Origin of the sequence: Halomicrobium sp. IBSBa, from assembly GCF_017612575.1 — an archaeon.
Classification (GTDB): Archaea; Halobacteriota; Halobacteria; order Halobacteriales; family Haloarculaceae; genus Halomicrobium.
This window is the reverse complement of sequence record NZ_JADPQC010000001.1, coordinates 493,075-517,240: the sequence shown is the minus strand read 5'-3', so window position 1 is coordinate 517,240 and position 24,166 is coordinate 493,075. Positions and strand designations below refer to the sequence as shown.

At 65.4% G+C, this 24,166-nt stretch carries 22 protein-coding genes; 6 read left to right on the top strand and 16 right to left on the bottom strand.

The window, feature by feature from the left end:
• Positions 1–363: 363 nt before the first annotated feature.
• From IL252_RS02750 to IL252_RS02725, 6 genes are all read right to left on the bottom strand, one after another.
• The gene (locus IL252_RS02750; RefSeq protein WP_208626532.1) at positions 364–2,223 is read right to left on the bottom strand and encodes a PKD domain-containing protein; all 1,860 of its coding nucleotides are present in this window, start codon (positions 2,221–2,223) and stop codon (positions 364–366) included.
• Between the two features lie 537 nt (positions 2,224–2,760).
• Positions 2,761–3,972, bottom strand: coding sequence for a Fe-S cluster assembly protein SufD (gene sufD, locus IL252_RS02745; RefSeq protein ID WP_208626531.1), 1,212 nt, complete (start codon positions 3,970–3,972; stop codon positions 2,761–2,763).
• Between the two features lie 14 nt (positions 3,973–3,986).
• Entirely contained in the window at positions 3,987–5,417 is a 1,431-nt protein-coding gene (gene sufB / locus IL252_RS02740; protein WP_208626530.1) for a Fe-S cluster assembly protein SufB, read from the bottom strand.
• A 128-nt stretch (positions 5,418–5,545) separates the two neighbouring features.
• Positions 5,546–6,475 (bottom strand): ABC transporter ATP-binding protein, encoded by a 930-nt coding sequence (locus IL252_RS02735; protein WP_208626529.1) that lies wholly within the window; start codon positions 6,473–6,475, stop codon positions 5,546–5,548.
• Between the two features lie 173 nt (positions 6,476–6,648).
• A complete protein-coding gene (locus IL252_RS02730) occupies positions 6,649–7,728 on the bottom strand; it encodes a hypothetical protein (RefSeq protein ID WP_208626528.1) in 1,080 nt (359 codons plus the stop codon).
• Positions 7,729–7,772: 44 nt separating this feature from the next.
• Entirely contained in the window at positions 7,773–9,848 is a 2,076-nt protein-coding gene (locus IL252_RS02725; protein WP_208626527.1) for a GAF domain-containing sensor histidine kinase, read from the bottom strand.
• Positions 9,849–9,965: 117 nt separating this feature from the next.
• On the opposite strand from IL252_RS02725, the gene IL252_RS02720 reads away from it, so the two are divergent.
• Positions 9,966–10,424 carry a MaoC family dehydratase gene (locus tag IL252_RS02720; RefSeq protein WP_208626526.1) on the top strand — a complete coding sequence of 153 codons (459 nt, stop codon included), beginning with the start codon at positions 9,966–9,968 and terminating at the stop codon, positions 10,422–10,424.
• Here the strand turns inward: IL252_RS02720 and IL252_RS02715 are convergent.
• The 4 genes from IL252_RS02715 to IL252_RS02700 all read right to left on the bottom strand — a co-directional run bounded on the left by IL252_RS02715 (position 10,421) and on the right by IL252_RS02700 (position 14,486).
• Positions 10,421–10,765: a DUF5658 family protein gene (locus IL252_RS02715; RefSeq protein ID WP_208626525.1), complete on the bottom strand. Its 345-nt coding sequence runs from the start codon at positions 10,763–10,765 to the stop codon at positions 10,421–10,423. The genes IL252_RS02720 and IL252_RS02715 overlap by 4 nt on opposite strands.
• 144 nt (positions 10,766–10,909) lie before the next feature.
• Entirely contained in the window at positions 10,910–12,697 is a 1,788-nt protein-coding gene (locus tag IL252_RS02710) for an acyl-CoA carboxylase subunit beta (RefSeq protein ID WP_208626524.1), read from the bottom strand.
• A gap of 119 nt (positions 12,698–12,816) precedes the next feature.
• Positions 12,817–13,671: a class 1 fructose-bisphosphatase gene (locus IL252_RS02705; protein ID WP_244256893.1), complete on the bottom strand. Its 855-nt coding sequence runs from the start codon at positions 13,669–13,671 to the stop codon at positions 12,817–12,819.
• Between the two features lie 26 nt (positions 13,672–13,697).
• The gene (locus IL252_RS02700) at positions 13,698–14,486 is read right to left on the bottom strand and encodes a class I fructose-bisphosphate aldolase (protein WP_153553945.1); all 789 of its coding nucleotides are present in this window, start codon (positions 14,484–14,486) and stop codon (positions 13,698–13,700) included.
• A 162-nt stretch (positions 14,487–14,648) separates the two neighbouring features.
• Between IL252_RS02700 and IL252_RS02695 the strand changes: the two genes are divergently transcribed.
• On the top strand, positions 14,649–15,509 hold the full coding sequence (locus IL252_RS02695; RefSeq protein ID WP_208626521.1) for a 3-hydroxyacyl-CoA dehydrogenase family protein: 861 nt from the start codon (positions 14,649–14,651) through the stop codon (positions 15,507–15,509).
• A gap of 1 nt (position 15,510) precedes the next feature.
• Here the strand turns inward: IL252_RS02695 and IL252_RS02690 are convergent, their stop codons facing one another.
• Positions 15,511–16,602, bottom strand: a complete 1,092-nt coding sequence (locus IL252_RS02690; RefSeq protein ID WP_208626520.1) for a hypothetical protein — start codon at positions 16,600–16,602, stop codon at positions 15,511–15,513.
• Positions 16,603–16,683: 81 nt separating this feature from the next.
• Between IL252_RS02690 and IL252_RS02685 the strand changes: the two genes are divergently transcribed.
• Genes IL252_RS02685 through IL252_RS02675 form a run of 3 tightly spaced genes read left to right on the top strand, consistent with a single transcriptional unit; the run spans position 16,684 to position 20,145 of the window.
• Positions 16,684–18,096, top strand: coding sequence for a PGF-CTERM sorting domain-containing protein (locus IL252_RS02685; RefSeq protein WP_208626519.1), 1,413 nt, complete (start codon positions 16,684–16,686; stop codon positions 18,094–18,096).
• 48 nt (positions 18,097–18,144) lie between these two features.
• Positions 18,145–18,936: an SDR family NAD(P)-dependent oxidoreductase gene (locus IL252_RS02680; protein WP_208626518.1), complete on the top strand. Its 792-nt coding sequence runs from the start codon at positions 18,145–18,147 to the stop codon at positions 18,934–18,936.
• A gap of 39 nt (positions 18,937–18,975) precedes the next feature.
• Positions 18,976–20,145, top strand: coding sequence for an acyl-CoA dehydrogenase (locus IL252_RS02675; RefSeq protein ID WP_208626517.1), 1,170 nt, complete (start codon positions 18,976–18,978; stop codon positions 20,143–20,145).
• On the opposite strand, the gene IL252_RS02670 is transcribed toward IL252_RS02675, so the two are convergent.
• From IL252_RS02670 to IL252_RS02660, 3 genes are read right to left on the bottom strand one after another with little or no spacing between them, the layout of a single operon-like run.
• A complete protein-coding gene (locus IL252_RS02670; RefSeq protein ID WP_208626516.1) occupies positions 20,142–20,396 on the bottom strand; it encodes a hypothetical protein in 255 nt (84 codons plus the stop codon). The two genes, IL252_RS02675 and IL252_RS02670, sit on opposite strands and share 4 nt — an antisense overlap.
• A 56-nt stretch (positions 20,397–20,452) precedes the next feature.
• Entirely contained in the window at positions 20,453–20,740 is a 288-nt protein-coding gene (locus IL252_RS02665) for a PadR family transcriptional regulator (RefSeq protein WP_170094938.1), read from the bottom strand.
• 4 nt (positions 20,741–20,744) lie between these two features.
• Complete coding sequence (locus tag IL252_RS02660; protein WP_208626515.1) at positions 20,745–22,229, bottom strand: HTTM domain-containing protein; 1,485 nt, start codon at positions 22,227–22,229, stop codon at positions 20,745–20,747.
• Between the two features lie 91 nt (positions 22,230–22,320).
• Here IL252_RS02660 and IL252_RS02655 point away from each other — a divergent pair, with 91 nt between their 5' ends.
• Positions 22,321–22,596, top strand: coding sequence for a hypothetical protein (locus IL252_RS02655; protein ID WP_208626514.1), 276 nt, complete (start codon positions 22,321–22,323; stop codon positions 22,594–22,596).
• 17 nt (positions 22,597–22,613) lie between these two features.
• Here the strand turns inward: IL252_RS02655 and IL252_RS17710 are convergent, their stop codons facing one another.
• Both IL252_RS17710 and IL252_RS02650 read right to left on the bottom strand, forming a co-directional pair.
• Positions 22,614–22,742 (bottom strand): hypothetical protein, encoded by a 129-nt coding sequence (locus tag IL252_RS17710; RefSeq protein WP_255317959.1) that lies wholly within the window; start codon positions 22,740–22,742, stop codon positions 22,614–22,616.
• A gap of 119 nt (positions 22,743–22,861) precedes the next feature.
• The gene (locus IL252_RS02650) at positions 22,862–24,076 is read right to left on the bottom strand and encodes a proteasome-activating nucleotidase (RefSeq protein ID WP_153553938.1); all 1,215 of its coding nucleotides are present in this window, start codon (positions 24,074–24,076) and stop codon (positions 22,862–22,864) included.
• Positions 24,077–24,166 lie beyond the last annotated feature (90 nt).

Sequence of the window (24,166 nt, the reverse complement as noted above, 5' to 3'; positions counted from 1 at the left end):
TGGTGATGCTGATTGTGTGTCCTTATGTACCATGGTCTGGGGAGCACTCTTTCGAACCCTCTAACGCCATTTGAGGGCTGTTTCGTAGAGTGGATCGACCGGTTTCGTCGCTCGCGACGGCCCGATCGCACTACTACCGTCTCGACCGAACCGATTCACAGCTGGTCGCACCGCTGTCACGCGGTCGGATATGGACTGCTACGGAACGTTGTCGCTGCTTACCGACGGGGTAGACGCTTACCGGTCATCGCTACAACTGCCCGCATGAGCTTCGACGGCTACTGTCGCTGTCGTAGCACGGGCCGGCGGCGAAAAAACGGAGTCGTGATTTCGTGACGGCCTCGCGGTCGACCGTCGTCGCCGTCACTGCACCTGGTTGTAGATGCCTGCGAACTCGTAGGCGCTCTGCTCGATGCCGCTGCACTTGCCCGAGACGGTCCCGTCGGGACAGTCGCCGTTGTCTCGATCCAGCGACCAGAACGAGACGAGGCCGACCCCCTTGTCCTCGACGAAGGAGACGACCTCCTCGGCGTCTTCGGGCCGGTGCTGGCCACCGACGTTGTTCTCTCCGATCATCGGCGTGATGCCGACCATACTCCAGGCCTCGTCCGAGGAGAGGTCCGAGAAGATCGACAGCAGATCCTCGTGGGTGCCGTTCGCGGTGTCTTTGACGGTGCTCGCACTCGGACGGACCCAGCCGTAGTTCATCGTCATCACGTTGACGTACTGCACGTCGACGCCGTTGTCGCGAGCGTTCTCGACGACGTACGTGCCGTGCTCGGTCAGGCCGGTCGTCCGACAGCGCAGCGTGTACGACACTTTCAGGTCCGGGTTCTCCGACTGGAGTTCGGCCAGTGCCTGATTGCGTCGGTCGACGGCGGCCTCGTCGACGGACTCGATGTCGAAGTCCAGGTGCGTGACGCCGTACGTGTCGATCACGGACTGGTACTCCGATTTGATCTTCTCGATGTCGGTCGTGTCCTGGGCGATCATCGTCCCGACCGCGCCGCCAAAGGAGATGATGATCGTTCCGCCCTGATCCTGGTAGGCCTGGAACTCCGACTTGAGGCCCGCCTCGCCGACGAGCTGGTCGACTTCGCCGCCCCACGCAGCGTTGCCGTTCCCGTCAGAGAGGACGAACGCGGTGGTGACGCTGTCGTTGCCCGCCTGCTCTGCGTGATCGACCAGCGTCGTCTCCGGATCGGTGAAGACGTAGTTGTACGGCGCGAACTCGGTCGACCCTTCGGTGCCGCCGGAGCTGTCGCCGACCGAGACGACCGTCTCGTTGGTGTCGCTCGCGCCCGCGTCGTCGGTGACAGTCAGCGAGACGGTGTAGTCGCCCGCCGACTCGTAGCTGTGACTGACGGACTCGCCGGTCGCCGTCGTCCCGTCGCCCAGTTCCCACTCGTAGCTGGCGATCGTCCCGTCGGAGTCGCTCGAATCGGCCGCGTCGAAGCTGACCGACTCATCGGGAGCCGGGTTCGAGGGAGAGACGGTGAAGGAGGCGTCCGGAGCGGCGTTGCCGCTCGAAACGGAGATCGTCGTCGAGTCCGTCGCCGTCGCACCGGCGTCGTCGGTGACCGTCAGGGTCACGGTGTAGTCGCCGGCCGAGTCGTAGCTGTGACTCACCGTCGCTCTGGTCGCCGTCGTTCCGTCACCGAACTCCCACTCGTAGCTGTCGATCGACCCGTCGGGATCGCTCGACTCGCTTGCGTCGAAGGAGATCGAATCACCGGGTTCGGGCGTGCTCATATCGGCCGAGAACGACGCCGTCGGCGCGGTGTTCTCGTCGCCGCCGTCGCCATTGCAGGCCCCTTCCAGCGTCCAGACGTCCTCGCTCTCGGCGGGTTCGGTCCCCTTGGTCCACCACTCGGCAGTCCACAGTGAGCCGTCGAAGGTGACCTGGTCGCCACCGGAGTAGGCAACGTCCGACGCCCACGACTGAACGCCGCTGCAGTCGACGCCGCTGTCGCCGTCGTCGCCACAGGCACCTTCGAGCGTCCAGACGTTCTCGCTCTCGGCGGGTTCGGTGCCCTGTGTCCACCACTCGGCGGTCCACAGCTGGCCGTCGAAGGTGACCTGATCGCCACCGGAGTAGGTGGCGCTCGCGTCCCACTCGGCGACGCTGCTACAGTTTGCTGCCGATGCGCTCGCACTGGCGCCGATCGCCAGCGCGGAGAGTGCTGATGCGTTTCGCAGGAAGCTTCGTCGTGTCTCTTTCATGTGTTGGTGTGATCGTGTCGTCGGTTCGGACGCGGGCCGTAGTCGGAACTGATCAGCACCGCGTCGTGTCTACCACGACCGACCGACACGGCGTCTGGTGGTCGTCCAAGCTTCGTACCCCCAGCCGTCGTGTCAGATCGGTCGCCGATACGTCGGTCCGTATCGCCGCTCGTGGCACCCCCCGGAGCACCGAGTGCGTTTCTCGGCACATCCCTGTGTAACGATGCCACACAACCACACACGTTTCACACACAAAATCGTTACGAAAACTCGGATCTACGTTGGCGAAACGTCGTCTCGGTGTTCAAACTAGGGGCACGCTGTTTCGTAATAGCGGGTCACTGGCCCACAGATTCCGTCTGTCGCAACTGCTAGTCCGCAATACGGAGACGACGATCGCGTGGTGCTGTCGACTTCGTGCAGCGATTCGCTATCTGGGGTGACGACATCGGTCACAGCACGGCTGACGGTGGCAGAAATTTCGAAAAAGCGTTAGAGCCGCGGTCGTCGGCAACGCGCGGTTCGTGGACGAACGAACTACTCGCGGAGGCGCTCGACGACGAGGTCGTCGAGGTCGTCGCGAAGTTCGTCGACCGCGATCTCATCGAAGACGGGCACGAAGAAGCCCTCTACGAGCATGTTCCTCGCGCTCTCGGGATCGACGCTGCGAGAGGTCATGTAGAACATGTCCTCCTCGTCGACCTGCCCGACGGTCGCCGAGTGGCTGGCTTCGGTGTCGTGGTTGTTGATGATCAGCTTCGGCGACGCGTCGGCCTCGCTCTCGTCTGAGAGCATCAGGGTGTTCTCCCGCTGGTAGGAGTTGGTGTCCCACGCCTCGCGACCCACGTCCTGGACGCCCTCGTACACCGAACGGGCGGCGTCGTCGAGGACGCCGCGGGTGACGAGGTCGGCCGTGGTGTGTTCGGCTTCGTGCCAGACTCGGGACGCGATGTCGAAGTGCTGGTCCTCGTGGCCGAAGAAGGCCCCGACGATCTGGGACTCCGAGGCGTCGCCCAGCAGGCGCGTCTCGACGTTTGACTTGGTCAGTCGCGAGCCGATGTTGCCCTCGATCCAGTCGACCGTGGCGTAGGTGCCCGCGTGGCCGCGCTTGACCTGGAAGTTGTAGCTGTCGTCGTCGAGGTTCTGGAGCGTGCCGTACTGGACGCTGCTGTTTTCCTCGGCGGCGACTTCGACGATGCCGGAGTAGTACTGCTCGCCGTCGACGTTGGTGCCGGTGGTCTGGCGTTCGAGGATCGTCACGGACGAGGACTCCTCGGCGACGACCAGCGTGTAGTTGAACAGCGATCGGCTGTTCATCGTCGTCCGGATCTTCACGTCTTCGGCGTCGACGCCCTCGGGGACGTAGACGACCGTCCCGGCGCTAAAGAGCGCCGTCGAGAGGGCCGTGAGGTAGTCCCGCTGAGGGTCGACGATCGAGCCGAACTGCGCTTCGATCAGCTCTCCGTGCTGATCGAGGGCGTCGGCCCACGAGAGCACGTCGACACCCTCGGCGTCGACGCGGTCTTTCTCCTGTTCCCACTCCAGAGGATCGACGAGCGTCTCGTAGTCGAGCGCGTCGAGGTTCGTCCAGTCCCGACCCGGCGTCCGGATCACGTCCGGCATGTCAAGCGAGTCGAGGGCCTCGTACGCGTCGAGACGCGTTTCGAGCAGCCACTCGGGCTCGTCGAGCTCCTCGGAGATCTGCGTTACCTGTTCTGCCGTGAGGTTGGCGTGTACCTGCGTACTCATTGTGAATCCGGGGGTTACCCGAGGCTCCCCTCCATTTCGAGTTCGATGAGGCGGTTCATCTCGACTGCGTACTCGATGGGCAGTTCTTCCGTGAGCGGCTCGATGAAGCCGGCGACGATCATCTGCTTTGCGTCGTCGTCGTCCAGACCGCGGCTCTGGAGGTAGAACACGTCCTCGTCGCCGATCTTGCCGACGGTCGCTTCGTGGGCCACGTCGACTTTCGACTCCTGGATCTCCATGTACGGCATCGTGTCCGACGTGGACTCGTTGTCGAACATCAGCGCGTCACACTCGACGCTCGTCGAGGCGTTCTCGGCCCCGTCGGCGATGTGGACGAGACCGCGGTAGTTCGTCCGGCCGCCGTCCTTGGAGATCGACTTCGACTCGATGGTCGACTTCGTGTCGGGCGCGTTGTGGTAGACCTTCGCGCCGGTGTCGATGTTCTGGCCCTCGCCGGCCATGGCGATCGTGATGTGGTTGTCCGTCGCACCGGGGCCTTTCAGCACCGTCGAGGGGTACAGCATCGTCGCCTTCGACCCCATCGAACCGGACACCCACTCCATCGTCCCGTCGGCCTCGACGATGGCGCGTTTGGTGTTCAGGTTGTAGGTGTTTTTCGACCAGTTCTGGACCGTCGAGTACTGGACGTGGGCGTTCTCGCCGACGAAGACCTCCACGCCGCCGCTGTGGAGGTTGAACTCCGAGTACTTCGGAGCCGAACAGCCCTCGATGTAGTGGACCTCGGAACTCTCTTCGGCGATGATGAGCGTGTGCTCGAACTGGCCCATCCCGTCGCTGTTCATCCGGAAGTACGCCTGAATCGGCATGTCGACCGACGTGTCTTCCGGAACGTAGACGAAGGAACCGCCCGACCAGATCGCGCCGTGGAGCGCGGCGAACTTGTTGTCGCTCGGGGGGACGGCCTTGGTCATGAAGTGCTCGCGGACGAGCTCTTCGTGCTCCTGGACGGCCTTGTCCATGTCACAGAAGACGACGCCCTTCTCCTCCCAGCGCTCCTGCATGTTCTGGTAGACGATCTCGGATTCGTACTGCGCGCCGACGCCCGAGAGCGCGTTCTTCTCGGCTTCCGGGATACCGAGCTTGTCGAAAGTGTCCTGGATCTCTTCGGGGAGGTCGTTCCAGTCGTCGACGCCGCCGCGGGTCTCGATGTCCGGGCGGATGTAGGGAACGATCTCGTCGACGTCGACTTCCGAGATGTCCGGCGCGCCCGGCCAGTCGTCCGGCATCGGGAGCTCGTGCCACTGTTCGAGTGCCCGGAGCCGACGCTCCAGCATCCACTCGGGCTCGTCTTTGTCTTCCGAGATGACGCGGATCGTCTCCTCGGTCAGGCCCTTCTCGGCTTCGAAGGCGGACTTCTCCTCCTTCTTGAACTCGAAGCGCTTCTCCGTATCTGTTTCTTTGAGGTGGTCTTGATCTGAACTCATGTTTTGTAGTCGTGCTTAGGGTTTCCTGGTTATGTGGGTTGTGCCGTATACGGAATGTTGTAGTTCTGTCCCGGATCGACCGCACGACATCGTGCAGTCGACCGGGAACACGTCTACAACGGTCCGTATCACGCGGCCTCGTAGACTTCCTCGCGGACCCAGTCGTACCCCTTGTCTTCGAGCTTCTCGGCCAGCTCCGCGCCGCCGGACTTCGCGATCTCGCCGTCGATCATCACGTGGACGTGATCGGGCTCGACGTAGTCGAGGATACGCTGGTAGTGGGTGATCTGGAGGACACCGGTGCCCTGCTCGTCGCGCAGCGCGTTGATGCCGTTAGAGACGTCCTGCAGGCGGTCGATGTCCAGCCCGGAGTCGATCTCGTCCAGCACGGCGACCGAGGGTTCGAGGATCGCGGCCTGGAGGACCTCGTTTTGCTTCTTCTCGCCGCCGGAGAAGCCGGCGTTGAGATAGCGGTTGGCGAACTTCTCGTCCATGTCGAGCTGTTCCATCTTCTCCTTGAGGAGCTGCTGGAACTCGGCGACGCTGACCTCGCCCTCGTCGGCGGGGCCTTCCATCGGGGAGCTGTCGTAGCCCGCGGCGTCCTCGTTGGTCGCTTCCTCGTCGCCCTCGCTCTCTTCGTCTTCCTCCTCGAACAGCTCTGCTTGCTCTTCGAGCTTGGCGTTGAGCGCCGTCCGGAGGAAGTTCACCATCGTGACGCCTTCGATCTCGGCCGGGTACTGGAAGCCCAGGAAGATGCCCAGCGCCGCGCGCTCGTTGGGCTCTAGCTCCAGCAGGTTCCAGGTGCGCTGGTCGTCGTCGATCTCGATGTCGTCTGCCACGTCGCCGTCTTCGAGGTGGATGAGCACTTCGCCGTCGGTCACCTCGTATGCGGGGTGGCCCGCGATGATCTTCGCCGTCGTCGACTTGCCCGATCCGTTGGGGCCCATCAGCGCGTGGATTTCGCCCGACTCGACTTCGAGGTCGACACCGCGAAGGATCCGTTCACCGCCGTCTTCTGCCACTTTCGCGTGGAGATTGTTGATTTCGAGTACTGCCATAGTATGTACTTAGGTCAACCGAAAAGATGGTCGTCACGCTCATAATGCTTTCGCAATCCTCCGAACTGTCTTTCGAGATCCGAAAATATTTTTCTTTGTTGCGGAACAGTCTCACACGGAGTGTCCAGTGGCTCTCTGTCGCTCTCGGGACACCGGCTCGACCGGACAGCGTGCTATCCGTCGTCGAGGCGCTGCCCGCAGTTCGGGCAGAATCTGACCTCCGTCTCCGGCGAGAACGTCGCGTTGCAGGTGCGACACCGCTGACCGACGGGACCTCCGTTTGCGGTGTCGATACCGGCGGGGTCCGAGACCTCGTCGCCGGGATCGTAGACTCGCGTCGTCTGGATGTGGACGGGGACGCTCCGGTCCTCGCCGCTGTCGGTCGTGCCGGATCGCGTCTGGCTGGTCGCAGTCGCCCGTCCTCCCGCGGTGCTGGCGGCCACCTGACTGAATGGGTTGCGCTGGCCGGCACGCAGCGAGCCGCGGTCGACGGTCGGCTCGGACCACCTGACGTACGCCGCCGCCAGCGACTGACAGACGAGGTACGCGCCGACGAGTACGGCCGGCGTCACTGCTCCGGCCGTCAGGAGCGCCGGAACGCTGACGGGACCGACATCGACGACGCCGACGAGTGCCGTGGGCACGCCGAGGACGGCCATCGCGTCCCGGACCATCGCGCCGGCACCGACGACGGCACCGAGCTGGACGACGCCGGCCGTGGCGTACACCGAGAACGTCAGGACCGACGCGGCGTAGACCAGTCCGGGACGGGAAAACGAGAAGACCCGGTAGCTAAACGCCGCGGTGCGTGCGAGCAGGTGTGCGCCGGCGACGAAGGCGACCGCGTACGCCGGCCAGGCGATCGGCGAGGCGATCGCGGCGGCCAGCGAAAGGGTCAGGAGGACCCCCGAGGGCCACAGCAGAGTCCCCGGCGCGTCGAAGCGGTAGTGACTCTCGACGTTTCCGGAGACGTTCGTGACCCGACTGCGGAGCCGCAGCGTCGCCGCGAGTGCGGGCAACACGATCCAGGCGACGACGCCCCCTGCGAGGAGTGCCAGCGTCTGGGTCGAGGCCGTCCCGAGCGAGAGCGTGAGGCCCGCTTCTCTGGCACCCAGCGCAGCCGTCGCGGCCGTGCCGGCGACCCACCCGACGAAGCCGATCACGGCGAGCAGGCAATCGAGGAAGAACCACCGTTCCGTCTCGACGGCGAGTCGGGCGGACGCCGCCAGTTCGCGTCGACGTTGCTCGGCCATCGGTGTGCCCTTGCACACTCGGTGGCATAGCCCTTACGACACTTTCACGACCGTTCGACGCCGGTGATTTCGAACCGTGCGCCGCCGTTCGACCCGGTCGTCGCGGTGATCGTCCACCCGTGGGCCGTGACGATGTCTCGCACCAGCGAGAGCCCGAATCCGGTCCCGTCCTGTGCGGTCGTGTACCCCGTCTCGAACACGTCGGACCGTTCGGTCTCGGGAATCCCCGGACCGTCGTCTTCGACGTAGAAGCCGGGTTCTTCTGTGAGTGGCCCGATCCGAACGGTGACGTTCTCGCCCCCGTGTTCGACGGCGTTCGTGATCAGATTCTCCAGGACGTGAGCAAGCCGTTCTCTGTCGGCCAGCACGGTGAACGCTCCCTCGAACGCCGTCTCCAGCGTCGCCGACGCCGTCTGTACCGTCTGCCAGCACCGGTGAGCGATCTCCGGGACCGAGACCGGCTCGCGGTCGCTCACCGAGTGACCCTGCCGGGCGAGCGCCAGCGTCTCCTCGATGATCGAGGCCATCCGTTCCAGGGCCTGCTGGGCCGTCGCGAGGTGATCGTCGTCGTAGTCGTTCCGGACGTACTCGACGCGCCCGAGCGCGACGTTGAGCGGGTTGCGGAGGTCGTGACTCACGATGCTGGTGAACTCTTCGAGGCGCTCGTTCTTCCGTTCGAGCGCTTGGGCCTGTTCCCTGAGGCGGTCTTCCTGCTCGGTCCGTTCCAGTGCCGCGACGATCCCCATCGAGAGGACCTCGCCCAGCGCCACGTCGACCGAATCGAAGGCGTCGGGCTCGCGTCCGGACGCGACGAAGACGCCGTAGTCGTCCAGCGGATAGACGATCACGCTCCGGACGTTCGTCGCTTCGCTCAACTGGTCGTGCTCGGCCGTGTCCTCGACGACGGCCGGCCGGCCGCGGCCGTACGTCTCCCAGACGAACGTATCGATTGGATCGTCGTCGTGTGCCCGGTAGCTCGGCACTTCGCCGATCACCTCCCACACGCGCTCGTTGACCGCCGTCGGTTCGAGCACGTCGCCGTCCCGGAGGTGAATGCCGGCGAGTGGGAGCGTGAGCGCGTCCTCGGCCGCGTTCACCGCGACGTTTGCGATCTGGGTCTGGGACTGTGCGCCGATCAGCCGCGTCGTCCGCTGTTGAAGCCGCTTGATCCGTTGCTCTCGCGAGACGTGCCCGTTCACGTCTGTCGACAGACCGATGAGCGTCGTCTTCTCCTCTTCCAGCAGCCCGGAGCGATTTCTGAACCACCTGCTCTCGTCGCTGTCGGCTGGCTCCAGACGGTACTCCAGTTCGACGCTGTCTCGTTGCTCGGTCGCGACCTCCTGTAGCTGCTCGACGAGGCGCTCTCTGTCGTCGGGGTGGACGAACCCGTCGACGAACTCCGAGAGCGGATATTCTGTGTCTCGGTCGAGACCGACGATCCGTTCGACCGGTCCGAACAGCCGGAGCGTCCGAGCGGAGACGTTCACCGTCCAGAGCACCGAGTCGGTCGCGTCCAGCACGAACGAGAGCCGCTCGTCGAGGTCCTCCAGGGCGACGGGTGCTTCGGCGTCCTCTTCGGTCGGCTCACAGCGAGTCGACGATCCACTGCTCGCGGGGGCCGTGTAGATCGGCTCCGGTGAGCGAAACCGCGTCAGCGACGACCCGACGTACAGGGCGACCGCTTCGAGCCACTCCCGATCCGACTCGCTGAAGGCCATCGGATCGGTGGCGGTCGCGAAGACGACGCCGACGCCGTCGATCGGGACGCTGAGCACCGATCGCGTGGCGTCGCTGGGGCTCTCCCCGTCGCCCCCGGTCGACCTTCCCGTAGTCGACCCGCCGTCGTCGAGGTCGCCGACGAGATAGGAGTCACCGTCCCGGACGGCGAGTGACTGGTAGTCCCAGCCGGGCTGGTCTCGGAGCTCCTCGACGGTGGCCCCGTCGTCGCTGACTGCGACGGGCTCCAGGCCGTCACCGGTGGCCAACGAGATTACACACCGATCCGCACCGAGCCGATCGAGACAGGCGTCGACCACTCGGTCGTACACGTCGTCGGGAGTCTTCGCGGACAGGAGGCCGGTCAGCGTGGACTGATCGACGCGTGCTGCCGAGCCACTCATGTAATGGTCCCTACTTATTTCGAGGGTCCCAAATAATTACCCCTTATCGTGTGAATTACTGTCTGACACTTTCGTGCCACCCCCGAGTACTTTCACCGACGCCGACGACGGGTCGCTATGGCCGGCAACTACTACGAGGCGTTCACGGTCGGCGAGACGATCACACACCCCCGTCGCCGAACCATCTCGGAGAGCGACAACCAGCGATTTTGCGACATGACGATGAACCAGCAGCCCCTCCACCTCGACGCCGAGTTCGCCGCCGACACCGACTTCGGTGAACGGGTCGTCAACGGGCTCTACACGCTCTCGCTGGCGGTCGGACTGACGATTCCGGAGACGACCGACGGGACCATCGTCGCCAACCTCGGTTACGACGAGGTCGAACACCCCGCGCCGGTGTTTCACGGCGACACGATTCGGGCCGAGACGACCGTGACTGACAAGCGCGAGACCAGCGACGGCGACCGCGGCGTCGTGACGATGACCGTCGACGTGTTCAAGCAAGACGACACACTCGTTTGCTCGTTCGAACGGACGGTCCTCGCCGAGAAGCGACCCGACGAGCGAGCCTAGAAGATCAGCGTGTAGTTGACGACCGAGGCGAACAGCCACGGGATCGCCAGTCCGAGCGGGATGACCGGCCCGTACTCCGGACGCAACTCGCGTGCCAGTCCCGCGGTCCCGAGTACGAGCACCTTCACGAGACCGAGGACGGCGAACCCGACGTGTTCGAACGCGTACCCCATGATCGGGTTCCCCTCGGCGAATCCCGACTGCAGTCCGACATAGGTCAGGACCACGTCGAGGGTCAGGGTCGACAGCGCGACGAGCCACAGTTCGAACTCGACGGTCGACAGTTCCAGATAGCGATGCTCCAGCCACGCACGTGTCGACGGTACGATGTACTGATCCATTCGTCCACCCACCCAGGGTTCTCTCTGCGAACCGCCTCGCAGCTACGTCGACAGTGGCGCTACCGGTTCAAATAGTTAAGTGTTTCAGACCACGAGCCCGACCATGAGCGCGCCACTTGCCGTCGACGCACCGTCACAGCACCGTCACAGCACCGTCCCGTGTTTCTTGCTCGGGAGTTCCTTCTCTACGTCCTCGTAGAACGCGAAGCGAGCAGCCAGTTCCGTCCGCAGGTCGCTCGGCGGGACGATCTCGTCGATGACGACCTCGCTGGCCATCCGGTGGACGTCGATGTCCTCGCGGAACTGCTCGCGAAGCTCGGCTTCCCGTCTGGCGCGTTCCTCCTCGTCCTCGATGTCGGCCAGCTCGTTTGCGTAGACGGCGTTGATCGCAGCCTCCGGCCCCATGATCGCGATCTCGCCCGACGGCAAAGCGAGGGTCGCCTCCGGGTCGTAGGCCGGGCCGGACATCGCGTAGATGCCCGCTCCGTAGGCCTTCCGGGTGATGACACACTGTTTGGGCACCGTCGCCGAGGAGGTCGCGTAGATGAGCTTCTTGCCCGCTTCGAGGATCCCCTCTTTCTCGACCTGCGAGCCGGCCATGAACCCCGGCGTGTCACAGAGGTACAGCAGCGGGACGTTGTACGCGTCACAGGTCCAGACGAACTCGGCGGCCTTCCGGGCGGCGTCGGGGAAGATCGCACCGGCCCGCTGGCTCGGGTCGTTGGCGACGATCCCGACCGGGCGGCCGTCGATCCGGGCGAACGCCGTGAGCATCTCCTCGCCGTAGTGGGGGCGCAACTCCAGCAACGAGTCGGCGTCGATCACCCGCTCGACGAGGCGGCGCACGTCGTAGCCCCGGTTGGGTGCCTGCGGAATGACGCCGTCGATCCCCGCTGGGGACTTGGCGGGCTCGCGGCCGTCGGTCCGTGGCGGGTCTTCGTCGGCGTTGTCCGGCAGGTAGCCGATCAACTGCGCGACGAGCTCCCGAGCGTGTTGTTCGTCTTCGGCGACGAGATCGGCGCTCCCGGAGTGGCGTGCGTGGACCTCCGGGCCGCCGAGTTCGTCGAGGTCGATCTCCTCGCCGGTGACCATCTCGACCATCCGCGGGCTGGCGATGGCCATGGCGCTCATCCCTTCGACCATGACCGTGAAGTCGGCGAACACGGGCGTGTAGGCCGCACCCGCGATACAGGGGCCGTACAGCACGCAGATCTGTGGGACGCGACCGGAGAGCATCGAGTGGTTGTAGTAGTACTTCCCGATCCCCTCGCGGTTGGCGAAAAAGCCCCGCTGTTGGTCGATCCGGCCACCAGACGAGTCCATCAGGTACAACACCGGCCGTCCGGTCGTCAGCGCACGCTGTTGCATCCGGAGGAACTTCTCGACGCCGCGCTCGGCCATCGACCCGGCCTTGACGGTGAAGTCGTTGGCCATGAAGTGAACCGAGCGGTCCTCGAACTCCGCTGCACCGGTCAACAGCCCGTCGGCCGGCAGTCGCCGGTCGGGATCTGCCTCGTCGACGGTGGGCGAATCCGGCGACCAGCTGTCGAAGTTCGCGAACTTCCCGTCTTCGAAGGTCAGATCCCCGAACCACAGCTCCAGCCGGTCCCGAACGAACAGCTTCCCCTGGTCGGAGAGGCGCTCGCGGTACCGCTCGGGACCGCCGGCCTCGATGTCGGCGATCTCCTCGCGCAGGCGACGCTCGCGATCGGTCGGGCCGAGATCGTCGTCGCCCGTCTCGTCGTCCACGCTGTCGTCGCCCGTCTCGTCGTCCACGCTGTCGTCGCCCGTCTCGTCGACCCGATGGACCACGCGTGGCGCGTCGTCGTCACCGACGAAGACACGAACGGCCTCGCCGACGTGTTCGGCGATGGCAGCGGCGATTGCTGAGGCCTCCTCACGGGTTGCACCGGCGGCGATGCGCACCTTCATGTCTGTCGCATCACACCCCACTGTTACAAGACTGCCGGCGGAGTCGGCCCCGTCGGCGTGGCGGGTGACGCCGCTGGACACCTCCGAGATCCGCAAAAGCTAGCGTCGATTCCCGCAGACTACTCGTGGCGCTCGTATCGCTCTTCGAGGCGCTCGATCAGCGACGTGTTGCCGAGGTGCAGCGGCGTCCGGTCGTGGATGTCGTCGATCTCTCGGTCGAGGAGCGACTGCTGTCCGTCCGAGGACTTACCGCCAGCGGCCTCCACGATGTAGCCCATCGGCTGTCCTTCGAACTGGAGGCGCAGTTTCCCCGTCGGCCGGTACTCCAGTGCGGGATAGGAGAAGAGCCCCCCGTAAGTGAGGACCTGGCTCACGTCGGCGATCATCGCGCCGCCGTAGCGGAGCTTGAGCCGTTCCTGGAGCTCCGCCGCGTAGTCTGCGAACGCGTCGTTCCAGTTCTCCCGACCGCCCCCGAAGCCGTAGACCGTCGGGTCCGTCGGGACCGACACGTCGTCGTCGACGACGCGAGCGTCGCCGTCGTGGATGATGTACTCGCGGACGCGGTCGTTGCGCGCCACGACCATCGAGGTCGTCGGGCCGTAGATGACGAAGCCGGCGGCCACGAGGTTCCGACCGATCGTCGGCGGCTGCGTGTCGTAGACGCCGAAGATCGTCCCCATGCCGCTGTTGGGTTCGAGGTTCGAGGAGCCATCGAGCGGGTCGACGGCGACGTGGCGGTGGCCCTCGTCGACGGTGACTGACTCGCGTTCCTCGCTGGCGTAGCTCCCGACGCCGTCGAGTGCCAGCAAGCGCTCTTCGAGCAGGTCGTCGGCGACCAGGTCGGCCGCGAGCTGGCTCTCGCCGCTCGGGTTCTCCTCGTCGGCGAACTGGCGCTCCGTCGCGATCGCCTCGCGGATCTCGGTCGCCGCGTCGGCGAACTCGCCGACGATGCGCCCGGTTGTCGTGTCGGTCATGCCGGGGGTGAGGTCGGTTGATTTACTCATTGCAGTGCTGCGTCGACGGATTGCCCGTCGTGGATGACGCGTTCGAGCGCGTCGAGGATCTGCTCGGGTTGTTCTCGTTGCCAGACGTTGCGTCCGACGGCGAGCCCCGCGCCGCCAGCGTCCATGACCGCGCGGACGCTCTGGAGGAACGCCTCGTCGGAGCGTTTCGAACCGCCGCTCATGACGACCTTGCTCTTGCCGGCCATCTCGACGGCGTGGGCCATCCCCTCCTTGCTACCTGGATACTTGACCTTCGTCACGTCCGCGCCCAGTTCCAGGCCGAGTCGGGCGGCGTACGCGATGACGTCTTCTTTGGTGTCGTTTTTGAGCCCCTGTCCACGGGGGTAGGACCACAGGACGACGGGCATGTCGTACTCGCGAGCCTCCTCCTGAATCTCGCGGAACTCCTCGACCATCTCGACCTCGTTGTTCGAGCCGGGATAGATCGTGAAGCCGACGGCGTCGGCCTCCAGCTGGGTCGCGGCGTACTCGACCGAGCAGTTGACCGACGAGTCGGGTTCGCCCATCCACATGTTCGAGGTGCCGTTGAGCTTCGCGAGCAGCGTCACGTCGTCCTCGTAGGACGGGTAGTACGCCTCGCCGACTCCCTTCTGCACTGCCAGCGACGTGACGGCGTCGTGCGTTGCGGCCCGAAACACCGACTCGGGATCGGCACTCTCGGGGCGGCCAGCGAAGTCGACCGGGCCGTGTTCGAGCCCGTGATCGTATGCCAGGATCAGTACGTTGCCGTCGCGCGTAAGCGGAGTCGCGTCGATGGGACGCATCACCTGCTGGTTCACGAGCAGGGCATATATACATTGTTCTTGACATTTACTACGATCTGAGTTAATATTCTCAGGACGCGGCCCTACTTGCCGCCTCGCGGGGGGACGTGTGGCGTGTCACGCGGCACCATATTTACCACGATAGCGGTCGAACCGTCGCGCATGTCCGATATCGGAGAGATCCAGACGGTCGCCGTCGTCGGTGCTGGCACGATGGGAAGCGGCATCGCACAGGTGGCTGCGACCCACGGCTACGACGTCGTGATGCGCGACGTCGCCGAGGATCTGGTCACCGAGGGGTTCGAGGCGATCGACGACAGCCTCTCGCGCCTCGTCGCGAACGACACGCTCACCGAGTCCGAGAGCACCGCCGTCCGCGAGCGCATCACCGGCACGACCGACCTCGACGACCTCGCGGACGCCGATCTCGTCGTCGAGGCGGTCGTCGAAGACGTGGAGGTAAAGCAGTCGGTCTTCTCGGACCTCGACGAGGTGTGTCGCTCCGGGGTCGTGCTCGCGACCAACACCAGCACGATCTCGATCACGACCATCGCGAGCGCGACGAGTCGCCCCGAACACGTCGTCGGTCTCCACTTCATGAACCCCGTGCCACTGATGAAGGGAGTCGAGCTCGTCGTCGGCGAGCGCACGGCCGACGCGACGGTCGAAGCCGCTCACGACTTCGCCGCTTCGCTGGACAAGGAGACCTGGGAGTCCGACGACAAACCCGGCTTCGTCACCAACCGGATCCTGATGCCGTGGCTCAACGAGGGCATCCGGGCGTACGACGAAGGCGTCGCCACCAAGGCCGACATCGACCGCGGGATGAAACTCGGGACGAACGTGCCCATGGGTCCGCTGGAACTGGCCGACCACATCGGGCTGGACGTGGTGCTGGACGCCACCGAGACCCTCCACGAGCAACTCGGCGACCGCTACCAGCCGGCCTACCTCCTCCGCCGGAAGGTCGAGGCCGGCGATCTGGGCAAGAAGAGCGGGAACGGGTTCTACGAGTACGAGTGAGTCACGCCAGCACCACTGCCCGTACCCAAGGACCGTCGCTGAACTCTGTCCCAGCGACCGCGACGCTGTTCTGGTTCAGTCGGACGACGCCCGTCAGATCTCCCACCGAGGACGTTAGTCCCACCGTCTCCCGGAGACGGCCTCGCGAGTCGAGGGTGTAGACGAGCGTCTCCACGTCCAGATCGGTACTCCCGAATGGCGGTTCACCGACCGCGACGAACCCATCGCCGGTCCGAACGAGTCCGCTGACGGCCTCCATATCGTAGGTGCGACGCCACACGAAGTCGCCGTCGCGAGTCGTCTTGACGATCATCCCTCGACTGTCGACTCTCGGTATCGACTCCGTGAGGCCGAGGTAGACGATGCCGTCGTCGGTACCGACGGCGGTGTGTGCATTTTCCGAACCGACACCCCCGTAGGTGTGTTCCGAGCGCGGGGTCCCGTCGTCCTCGATCGCCTGGACCCAGGCGTCTCCCCTCTTCGCACCGGCAATCAGGTACCCGTCGTCCCAGGGAGTGATCGAGGTCGCGTGATCACACTTGTAGCTCCGTTCCCAGCGACTGGTCCCGCTCGAATCGACCGCACGGACCCATATCTTCGACAGACTATCGTCGTGGTCGATACCGCTTTCGCCGACGGCGAGATAGCCTCCCTCGTGGGGTGTTAGATCCGTCAGGCTGCCTGCTCTCGTCGGTCGCTTGCGCCACTGCTCGGCCCCCGTCGTATCGAGTCGAACAAGCCAGCGGCCGGGGGACTGACCTGTCTCGCCAGCGATCACGTACCCGTCGGCGGCGGGCACGGCACTGATCACGTCCGACCTTCCGGACACCTCGATATTCGTGGTCCACCGCACCTCACCACCGGTGTCAAGTGACGCGACCCAAACGTCGTCCTCCTGATCGCGGCCTGTCCGTCCGAGCACTAAAACTCCGGTATCGGTGGACACGAGGTCCATACACTGGTACTCGTCGTCGAAGGTGCGGTACCAGAACTCCGATGCTTGCCCGTCAGAGCCCACAGCGTTGCCAGCGACCCGTCCGGTCAGCAATCCGCCGAGACTCCCGATGACGGCACGTCTGGAGGGCTGAACCATGACCGCTCGTTCAAATCCACGAAGTAAAAATCAAGAGGGTCTTCGAAAGTTATTTTCCCACCACAGCGGCAGTTGGTAGGCATGCAGGCCCTCCAGTCGAGCGTGCTACTCGTCGTGCTACTCGTCCTCGCCACAGTCGCCCCGACTGTCGGCACGGCACAAGCGGCAGGCGACGCCTCGATCGAACGGATCGGTGCCTGGCAAGCACCGAGCGACGAGATCACCATCGAGAACGCCAGTGACGTTCGCACCGCCATCGCGAACGGAACCCTCGAACGGGGGACTGGACTCGCCGTGAACGATACGCTGGTCGTCGAACTGACGATACCGGGCTTTCAGTCCGCCGTGAGCGACGCCGGGGGTTCGAACACGACCGAACGGTTCCTGACCGCACTATCTTCCCACGGAGACCTCGTAATCCGACAGTGGGAGGATTCGCTCACTACCCACGGTGTCCCGCTACGACTCGATCCGTTCGGTGGCGGCGTCCAGATCGTCGCCGATCAGGGCAACGCGACCTACTATCTGGTCGCCGAGTTCGACGAGCTGAAACGAGTCGAGGATGGTTCCTCCTTCATCGACCCACACGAAGAGCGTGTGCCACTGACTGTCGAAGCGACGCTCTTTGCGAACTCGTCGTTCGTCGACCAGCGACAGCGAGTCGTCGCACCGGTCCACGACCGGCAGGCGTCCGTCGTCACCGGGCTGGATGATCTGATCTACGGTATCCCTGACGCGAACCTGACCGTCGTCGGCGGGACGGACGTGGGAACAGGCCAGCGTCTCGTAGTCGCTGTCGAGGGACGAGACGATCCGGAGACGACGACCGACGAATCGTTCCGCCGGATCCGAACTGCGACGGTCGATTTGGCTGACGGGAGTGCGTATGAAACTCATGAGAAGGGAACGTTCGCGACGACGTTCGATCTTCCCCAAGTGAGTACGGCCGCGACGAACATCACCGTCGACGTACGGCTCGACGATCGTTCGCTGCTGGAAGCGCCGGTGGCGGTCGATGTCACCGATCCCGCTGGGGATGTCACCGTCGAACGTGTCCAGTCGAACGATTCGCGGACCGCCGTCGTCACGAACGCGTCGCTCTCCGACGGCGGATTCCTCGCTCTCCACAACGGCACCGCGACCGGTCCAGTCGTCGGCCACACCCCGTTCCTGGACGCAGGAAACCACACGACTGCGGTCTACGGCGACCGCCCGGTCGATCCAGACAACCTCGTCGCCGTCGCCCACTACGACGTGAACCGCAACGAGTGGTTCGACGGTCCGAAGACGGACAGCGTCTACTCGAACGGCGACGCGGCCGACCCTGTGCGTTCGACGACAACGACCCCGACACCGACGACAACGACCACTCGAACAGAGGCCACGAGCGAACACCAGTCCACACCGACGACCGGGACCGGGCCAGGATTCGGGGTCGTCGTCGCGATCATCGCTGCCACGTCCCTGACCGTACTGTTCCAGCGGCGACGGTGACCCACTACCTGTCGACGGGCTTTTCTCCGCGGTCCCCGCGGTGAGCGTATGTTCTCCGACCACGAGCATCCGTCGCACCTCGCCGACACGGTCGCGCTGGTCACGGGATCGACCCACGGGATCGGACTCGGGATCGCCGAGCGGTTCGCCAGCGAAGGGGCTGCTGTCGTCGTCAACGACCACGGCGAACACGACGGCGAGCGAGTCGCCGAGGAGCTACCGGGCGAGGCGATCTACGTCGAGGCCGATCTGCGCGAACCGGACGAGATCGAACGCCTGATCGAGACGGCCGTCGGGGAGTACGGGCGGATCGACACGCTCGTGAACAACGTCGGGGACGGTCGGAATGCGCCACCTGACGAACTGACGCTCGAAGAGTGGGAGTTTACCTTCGAAACGACGCTCCGGAGCCAGTGGCTCTGCGCGAAATACGCCATGAAACACGTCCCAGCAGGAGGGAGCGTGATCAACATCTCTTCGACCAACGCTTCCGGGGCCGTTCCCCGGTTCTTCCCCTACAACGTCGCGAAGGCGGGGGTCAACGGGCTCACGCGGGCACTGGCGATCGAACTCGGACCACTGGACATCCGGGTCAACGGGATCGAGCCCGGACTGATCCTCGTCGACGATCCCGACGCGAGCGACGAGGAACTGGCACAGGACCGGAAGATCGATCCAGCAGGCCGGTGGGGACGGCCGTCGGACGTCGCCGGGCTGGCCGCGTTTCTTGCCAGTGACGACGCGGCGTTTGTCACCGGAACGACGATCCCCGTTGACGGTGGCCGGCACGCCGTTCTCGTGGACGATCAGTACAACGACCACCCGCTATTCGACTCGTGACGGCCGAACACTGAAGCCCCGAGCCCCGCAAAGAGGGGTATGGACTTCGCCCCCACCCAGGAGCAAAAGCAGATCCAGGAGATGGTCGCCGAGTTCGTCGACGAGGAGGTCGTCCCGCGGGCCGCCGAGATCGACGAGACCGACGAGTTCCCGCAGGATCTCGTCGACCAGATGGCGGAGCTCGGTCTGATGGGGATGCCGATCCCCGAGGAGTACGGCGGCGCTGGCCTCGACTATCACGCCTACGCGATGGCGCTCGAAGAGATCGCCCGGGGCAGCGGCGGGCTGGGGACCATCGTCGCGGCCCACATCTCGCTGGCCTGCAACATGCTCTACGAGTTCGGCGACGAGGCCCAGAAAGAGGCGTACCTCACGCCGCTCGCCGAGGGCGAGGAGATCGGTGCGTTCGCGCTGTCGGAGGCCGGTGCCGGCAGCGACGTGCCGGCCATGGAGACGACGGCGAAGCCGGTCGGCGGCGATCCACACGAGGGCGAGGAACCCGACGAGTACGTCGTCGACGGCGGCAAACTGTGGATCTCCAACGGTTCCGTCGCCGACACGGTCGTCCTCTTCGCCAAGACCGACCCCGAGGCGGGCAACAAGGGAATCTCGTCGTTCGTCGTCCGGCCGGAGGAAGACGACGGCTTCCACGTCGAGGGGACCGAGCACAAACTCGGCGACAAGGGCTGTCCGACGGCGGAACTGCGATTCGACGACATGCACCTGCCCGCAGACCGCCGCCTCGGCGAAGCGGGCCGTGGGTTCGTCCACGCGCTGAAGACGCTCAACGGCGGCCGGATCACGATCGCCGCCCGCGGCGTCGGGATCGCCCAGGCGGCACTGGACGAGGCGCTGGACTACGCCGGCGAGCGCGAGCAGTTCGACCAACCCATCGGCGACTTCCAGGCGATCCAGCACAAGCTCGCGGACATGGACACGAAGACCGAGGCCGCCCGGATGCTGATGCACAGGGCCGCGGACAAGAAGATCCGCGGCGAGAACTTCGTCAAGGAGGCCGCCCAGGCGAAACTCTACGCCTCGGAGGTCTCACGTGAGGTCGCCAACGAGGGCATCCAGATCCACGGCGGCTACGGCTACACGAAGGACTTCCCTGTCGAGCGGTTCTACCGCGACGCCAAACTCAACGAGATCTACGAGGGGACCAGCGAGGTGCTGCGCAACACCATCGCCGACCAGCTGCTCGACTAAGGGACGGAGAGCAGTCCCTCGACGACGACGGCCCGCGTGAAGTAGAACGGCTTCCCCTCTGCCTGGTGTCGGTTGGCGCTGATCGTCCCCAGACCGAGGAGGAGCGCAGCACCGGCGAGCGCGGCGGCCCCACCGACTGCTTCGGACGACAGACCGCCAGCGGTACCGAAGACGAACACCGCGAGCGTCCCGAGGGCGGCAAACGGGAGGGCGTCCAGACCCGCGTAGAGGGCGGAGCGAGACAGGGTCATGTGGCAACCATCGGCCACCCGTCAGATAGAGATTGTCCTCGACAGAGGCGGCGGTCTCACCTCTCCGTCTCGCCCAGTTGCTCGCACATCCACTCGTACTGTTCGCGGAGGCGCGCCTCGCCCGCCTCGGTCAGCGAGTACTCGTCAGCGATCCCGGCGGTCTCCTTCTGCAAAAAGCCGCTGTCGACCATCGCCGAGAGGCCGCCGTAGAAGCTCTTGGGGTCGATCCGTTCGTCGTAGTGCCGTTCCAGTCGCGTCTTGAGCGTCTGACCGTTCAGTCCGTCTTCGCCGGCGAGGATGATACAGATGTCCCGGCGGCGACCGCTCTGGAGCCACTTCGTCATGGGTTCACCGAGGCGCGGGCGACACTCGACTGTTGCCTTTCTCGGTCGCGGATCGACACGAGTACGTCCCCAGTTCCTTGCGGCGCTGTGGGTCCGGCCCGTCCAGTCGCGTCGGCTCGGCGACGAACACGAGGCCGACCCGTTCGAGCCCCCGGTCGTGAGTGCGGTTCCAGCGCTGACAGAGGGAGCCAGCGAGCGCCGCCCGGCGCGGTTCGGTGTCTCCGCTCCGGAGTCGGAGCAGGTACTTTCGCCAGCGCGTACTCGGGTACGCGCGTTCGAGGTTCGACGGCCGCTCCCAGCTCAGCGGTGCCATCGCGAGCGCGTCGACCTCTCGCCCGGCCGTCGTCGTTCCTGGTGCGACGAACCACCCGTCGACGCCCGGTGGCGCGGGGGCGAACATGTCCCAGGACTGCTCTGGCATGTCGGCGTCGGCGACTGGAGCTACCCCCAGCGTGGCGGCGTTCGAGACGAGCATCGCCGCCAGCACGAGGCCGAGTAGCGGCCGTCGGAGCCTGCCGAGTGCGCGCCGAATCGCCGCCGGGATCGTCGCGGCGGCGTGACCTTCGAGACGCGGCGCGCTACCGCGATCCCACCCGTCGGGGACGCCAGCCCACACGCGGTCCCAGACGAACGCCGGGAAGAAGGGGAGCAGCGCGGCGATCGAGACCAGCGGAAAGAGGCCGACCCAGACCGTCACCAGCATGCCCGCGTGGCCCGCGACGAACAGCCCGGCGAGCGCTCCGCGCGCTCGGCCGGTGAGGCCGACGAGCAGCGGCGACACCACCAGGAGAGCCAGCCAGCCCCAGCCGAGCAGCGCCGGGAGCAGCGGGACGGGTGCCAGGAGATCGCCCGCGAGGACGGTGTAGTGGTCGAGATCGAAGACGAGCGCCAGCGCCCGTCCGGAAAGCCACGCGTCGCCCCGGAGCTTCACGACCGCGTTGACGGCGTAGACCGCGACGACCTGCCCGAGCACTCCGACGGTCGCCAGCCCGCTCACCGTCTCTCGGGGCGTCGTCTCGGTCGCGTCGACAGACAGCCGCTCACCCAGCGGCAGGAACAGGCCCCAGAACAGCAGCCGCCGCAGGAGCGTGTCGCCGCCGTTGAGCACGAACGGGTTCCGGATCTGGAGCGAGAGCAACAGGGCGAGCGAGAGCAGCGTCGCGAGTCGCGTTCGGTACCCGACCAGCAGCGCCAGCGCCGCGAGACCGGCCGCGAGGAAGAGATAGATCTGCAGCCAGACGCTCCCCGAGAGAGCGTGGACGGACAGCAGGGCGGGCGTCCCGACGACAGCCCGCAGCGTCGACGTGGGGAGGACACCAGCGTCGGTGTAGAAGGCCGCGAGGTTGCGCGCTCGCAGGAGAACGTCGAGGAGCAGTATCGTTCCCAGGGCGATCCGCAGCGCCGCCAGCGCGCGCGTGTCGACGCGAAATCGCCGCTCGAACCACTGTCTGGCGTCGCTGCTGGCACGAGCGACGAGACGACCACTCACGGGCGGTGGCTCGGCGTTCTGGCCTACAAGCGTTCCGTTCTGGCACGCACCGACCGACAGTTTCGACTACCCCTCGTCCCTAGGGCCGACGATGACAGACGACGTGGCCGAAGCCGACGGGATCACGGCACGGTATCGCGAGACCGACTCCGAGCGCGTCCTCGAATACGATCGCGACGGACGGACGGCCGCGATCGCTCAGAACACCGACGGGTACGCCATGCTCAAGGTCAGGCCGACCGCCGACGGCGACGAACTCGAACGTTACTACGGCTTCGACATGGCACTGGACCACGCTGCAGAACTCCTCGGTGTCGGTCCCCACGACCTCCCGGTGCCGGATGCAGCCGCCGACATGGGGATGTGAACGTCACGACGCCGAGATCACGACAGCAGCGCGTACGGGACGACGAACAGCAACAGGAAGACGACCAGTAGCACGAGCCCGTAGCTGATCGTCGTCGCGACGGCTGCGAGCCAGGGCGGTTCCTCGAACCGATCGAGTGCGTCCATACGGCTCTGTTGACGCCGAGCGAGCAAAGACGTTCCGGCGAACTCGACTCACCGGCAGGATAGTCGTGACGAACCCCGTCGTTCGGCAGCGACTCGCTCCGAAGGAGAAACCGGCAGAATCAGGCGTAGGTCGGCGACACGTCCTGGTCGTCGCTCTCTTCGGACTCGATTTTCTCCCAGGCGTCGGTGAAGTCCTGCATCCGGACTTCGGTGCGATCGTCACGGATGGCGAACATCCCCGCTTCCGTACAGATCGCCTTCACGTCGGCACCCGACGCCTCGTCGATGTCACCGGCGAGTCGCTCGAAGTCCACGTCGTCGGCGACGTTCATGCCGCGGGTGTGGATCTGGAAGATCTGTTTGCGACCCTCGTAGTCGGGCTTGGGGACTTCGATGAGGCGGTCGAAGCGGCCGGGCCGGAGGATCGCGCGGTCGAGCATGTCGAAGCGGTTGGTGGCGGCGATGAGTCGGATCTCGCCCCGTTCGTCGAAGCCGTCCATCTCGCTGAGCAGCTGCATCATCGTCCGCTGGACCTCGGCGTCGCCGGAGGTCTTCGAGTCCGTCCGCTTGGCCGCGATGGCGTCGATCTCGTCGATGAAGACGACGGCGGGCTCCTCGTTGCGCGCGAGTTCGAACAGGTCCCGCACCAGCTTCGACCCCTCGCCGATGAACTTGTGGACCAGTTCGGAGCCGGCCATCTTGATGAACGTAGCGTCGGTCTGGTTGGCGACGGCTTTGGCCAGCATCGTCTTCCCGGTCCCGGGCGGGCCGTGCAGGAGGACGCCGGACGGTGGATCGATGCCTACGTCCTCGAACATCTCGGGGGACTTGAGCGGGAGTTCGACCGTCTCGCGGACCTCTTCCATCTGCTCTTCGATTCCGCCGATGTCGGCGTAGGTCACGTCGGGGCTCTGGTCGACCTGCATCACGCGAGCCCGCACGTCGGTCTCGTCGTCGAGCCGTTTGACGATCGACAGGGAGTTGTTGACGGCGACGCGGGAGTCCGGTTCGAGGCCGTCGCGCATCTCGTCGGTGACCTCGGTCAGGGCCTCCTGGTTGTTGCCGTGTTGCTTGATGACGACGCCCTCGTCGGTCAGCTCCTGGACGGTGGCGACGAACAGCGGCGACTGCTTGAGCTTCTTGTTCTCGTGGGTGAGCCGTTCGAGCTTCTGCTGGTACTTGTTGTTCTCGGCGTTGGCGTCCAGCAGCTTGTCGCGCATCTCCTCGTTTTGATCCTCCAGCACTTCGAGACGCTCCTGTAACGCCTCGATTTTCTCCTGCTGGGACGCGTCGTCGTCGTACGGCAGATCGACCTCGTCGACGGTGTCGGTCATTACCACTCGCTAGCGGGTCAGCCATTATGAGGCTTCGGGTCGGGTCAGCTTCTGACTCCACCGGTTCTAGACCGTCTCGCGCCGAATATC

Excerpts from the sequence above, each read along its gene's own strand:
- IL252_RS02665 (WP_170094938.1), bottom strand. The coding sequence starts at position 20,740 with ATGACGAAGTGGCTCCAGAGCGGTCGCCGCCGGGACATCTGTATCATC.
- IL252_RS17710 (WP_255317959.1), bottom strand. The coding sequence starts at position 22,742 with ATGGACGCACTCGATCGGTTCGAGGAACCGCCCTGGCTCGCAGCCGTC.
- IL252_RS02675 (WP_208626517.1), top strand. The coding sequence starts at position 18,976 with ATGGACTTCGCCCCCACCCAGGAGCAAAAGCAGATCCAGGAGATGGTC.
- IL252_RS02655 (WP_208626514.1), top strand. The coding sequence starts at position 22,321 with ATGACAGACGACGTGGCCGAAGCCGACGGGATCACGGCACGGTATCGC.
- IL252_RS02695 (WP_208626521.1), top strand. The coding sequence starts at position 14,649 with ATGTCCGATATCGGAGAGATCCAGACGGTCGCCGTCGTCGGTGCTGGC.
- IL252_RS02685 (WP_208626519.1), top strand. The coding sequence starts at position 16,684 with ATGCAGGCCCTCCAGTCGAGCGTGCTACTCGTCGTGCTACTCGTCCTC.
- IL252_RS02720 (WP_208626526.1), top strand. The coding sequence starts at position 9,966 with ATGGCCGGCAACTACTACGAGGCGTTCACGGTCGGCGAGACGATCACA.
- IL252_RS02650 (WP_153553938.1), bottom strand. The coding sequence starts at position 24,076 with ATGACCGACACCGTCGACGAGGTCGATCTGCCGTACGACGACGACGCG.
- sufB (WP_208626530.1), bottom strand. The coding sequence starts at position 5,417 with ATGAGTTCAGATCAAGACCACCTCAAAGAAACAGATACGGAGAAGCGC.
- IL252_RS02730 (WP_208626528.1), bottom strand. The coding sequence starts at position 7,728 with ATGGCCGAGCAACGTCGACGCGAACTGGCGGCGTCCGCCCGACTCGCC.
- sufD (WP_208626531.1), bottom strand. The coding sequence starts at position 3,972 with ATGAGTACGCAGGTACACGCCAACCTCACGGCAGAACAGGTAACGCAG.
- IL252_RS02735 (WP_208626529.1), bottom strand. The coding sequence starts at position 6,475 with ATGGCAGTACTCGAAATCAACAATCTCCACGCGAAAGTGGCAGAAGAC.
- IL252_RS02700 (WP_153553945.1), bottom strand. The coding sequence starts at position 14,486 with ATGCGTCCCATCGACGCGACTCCGCTTACGCGCGACGGCAACGTACTG.
- IL252_RS02750 (WP_208626532.1), bottom strand. The coding sequence starts at position 2,223 with ATGAAAGAGACACGACGAAGCTTCCTGCGAAACGCATCAGCACTCTCC.
- IL252_RS02725 (WP_208626527.1), bottom strand. The coding sequence starts at position 9,848 with ATGAGTGGCTCGGCAGCACGCGTCGATCAGTCCACGCTGACCGGCCTC.
- IL252_RS02715 (WP_208626525.1), bottom strand. The coding sequence starts at position 10,765 with ATGGATCAGTACATCGTACCGTCGACACGTGCGTGGCTGGAGCATCGC.
- IL252_RS02710 (WP_208626524.1), bottom strand. The coding sequence starts at position 12,697 with ATGAAGGTGCGCATCGCCGCCGGTGCAACCCGTGAGGAGGCCTCAGCA.
- IL252_RS02670 (WP_208626516.1), bottom strand. The coding sequence starts at position 20,396 with ATGACCCTGTCTCGCTCCGCCCTCTACGCGGGTCTGGACGCCCTCCCG.
- IL252_RS02705 (WP_244256893.1), bottom strand. The coding sequence starts at position 13,671 with ATGACCGACACGACAACCGGGCGCATCGTCGGCGAGTTCGCCGACGCG.
- IL252_RS02690 (WP_208626520.1), bottom strand. The coding sequence starts at position 16,602 with ATGGTTCAGCCCTCCAGACGTGCCGTCATCGGGAGTCTCGGCGGATTG.
- IL252_RS02680 (WP_208626518.1), top strand. The coding sequence starts at position 18,145 with ATGTTCTCCGACCACGAGCATCCGTCGCACCTCGCCGACACGGTCGCG.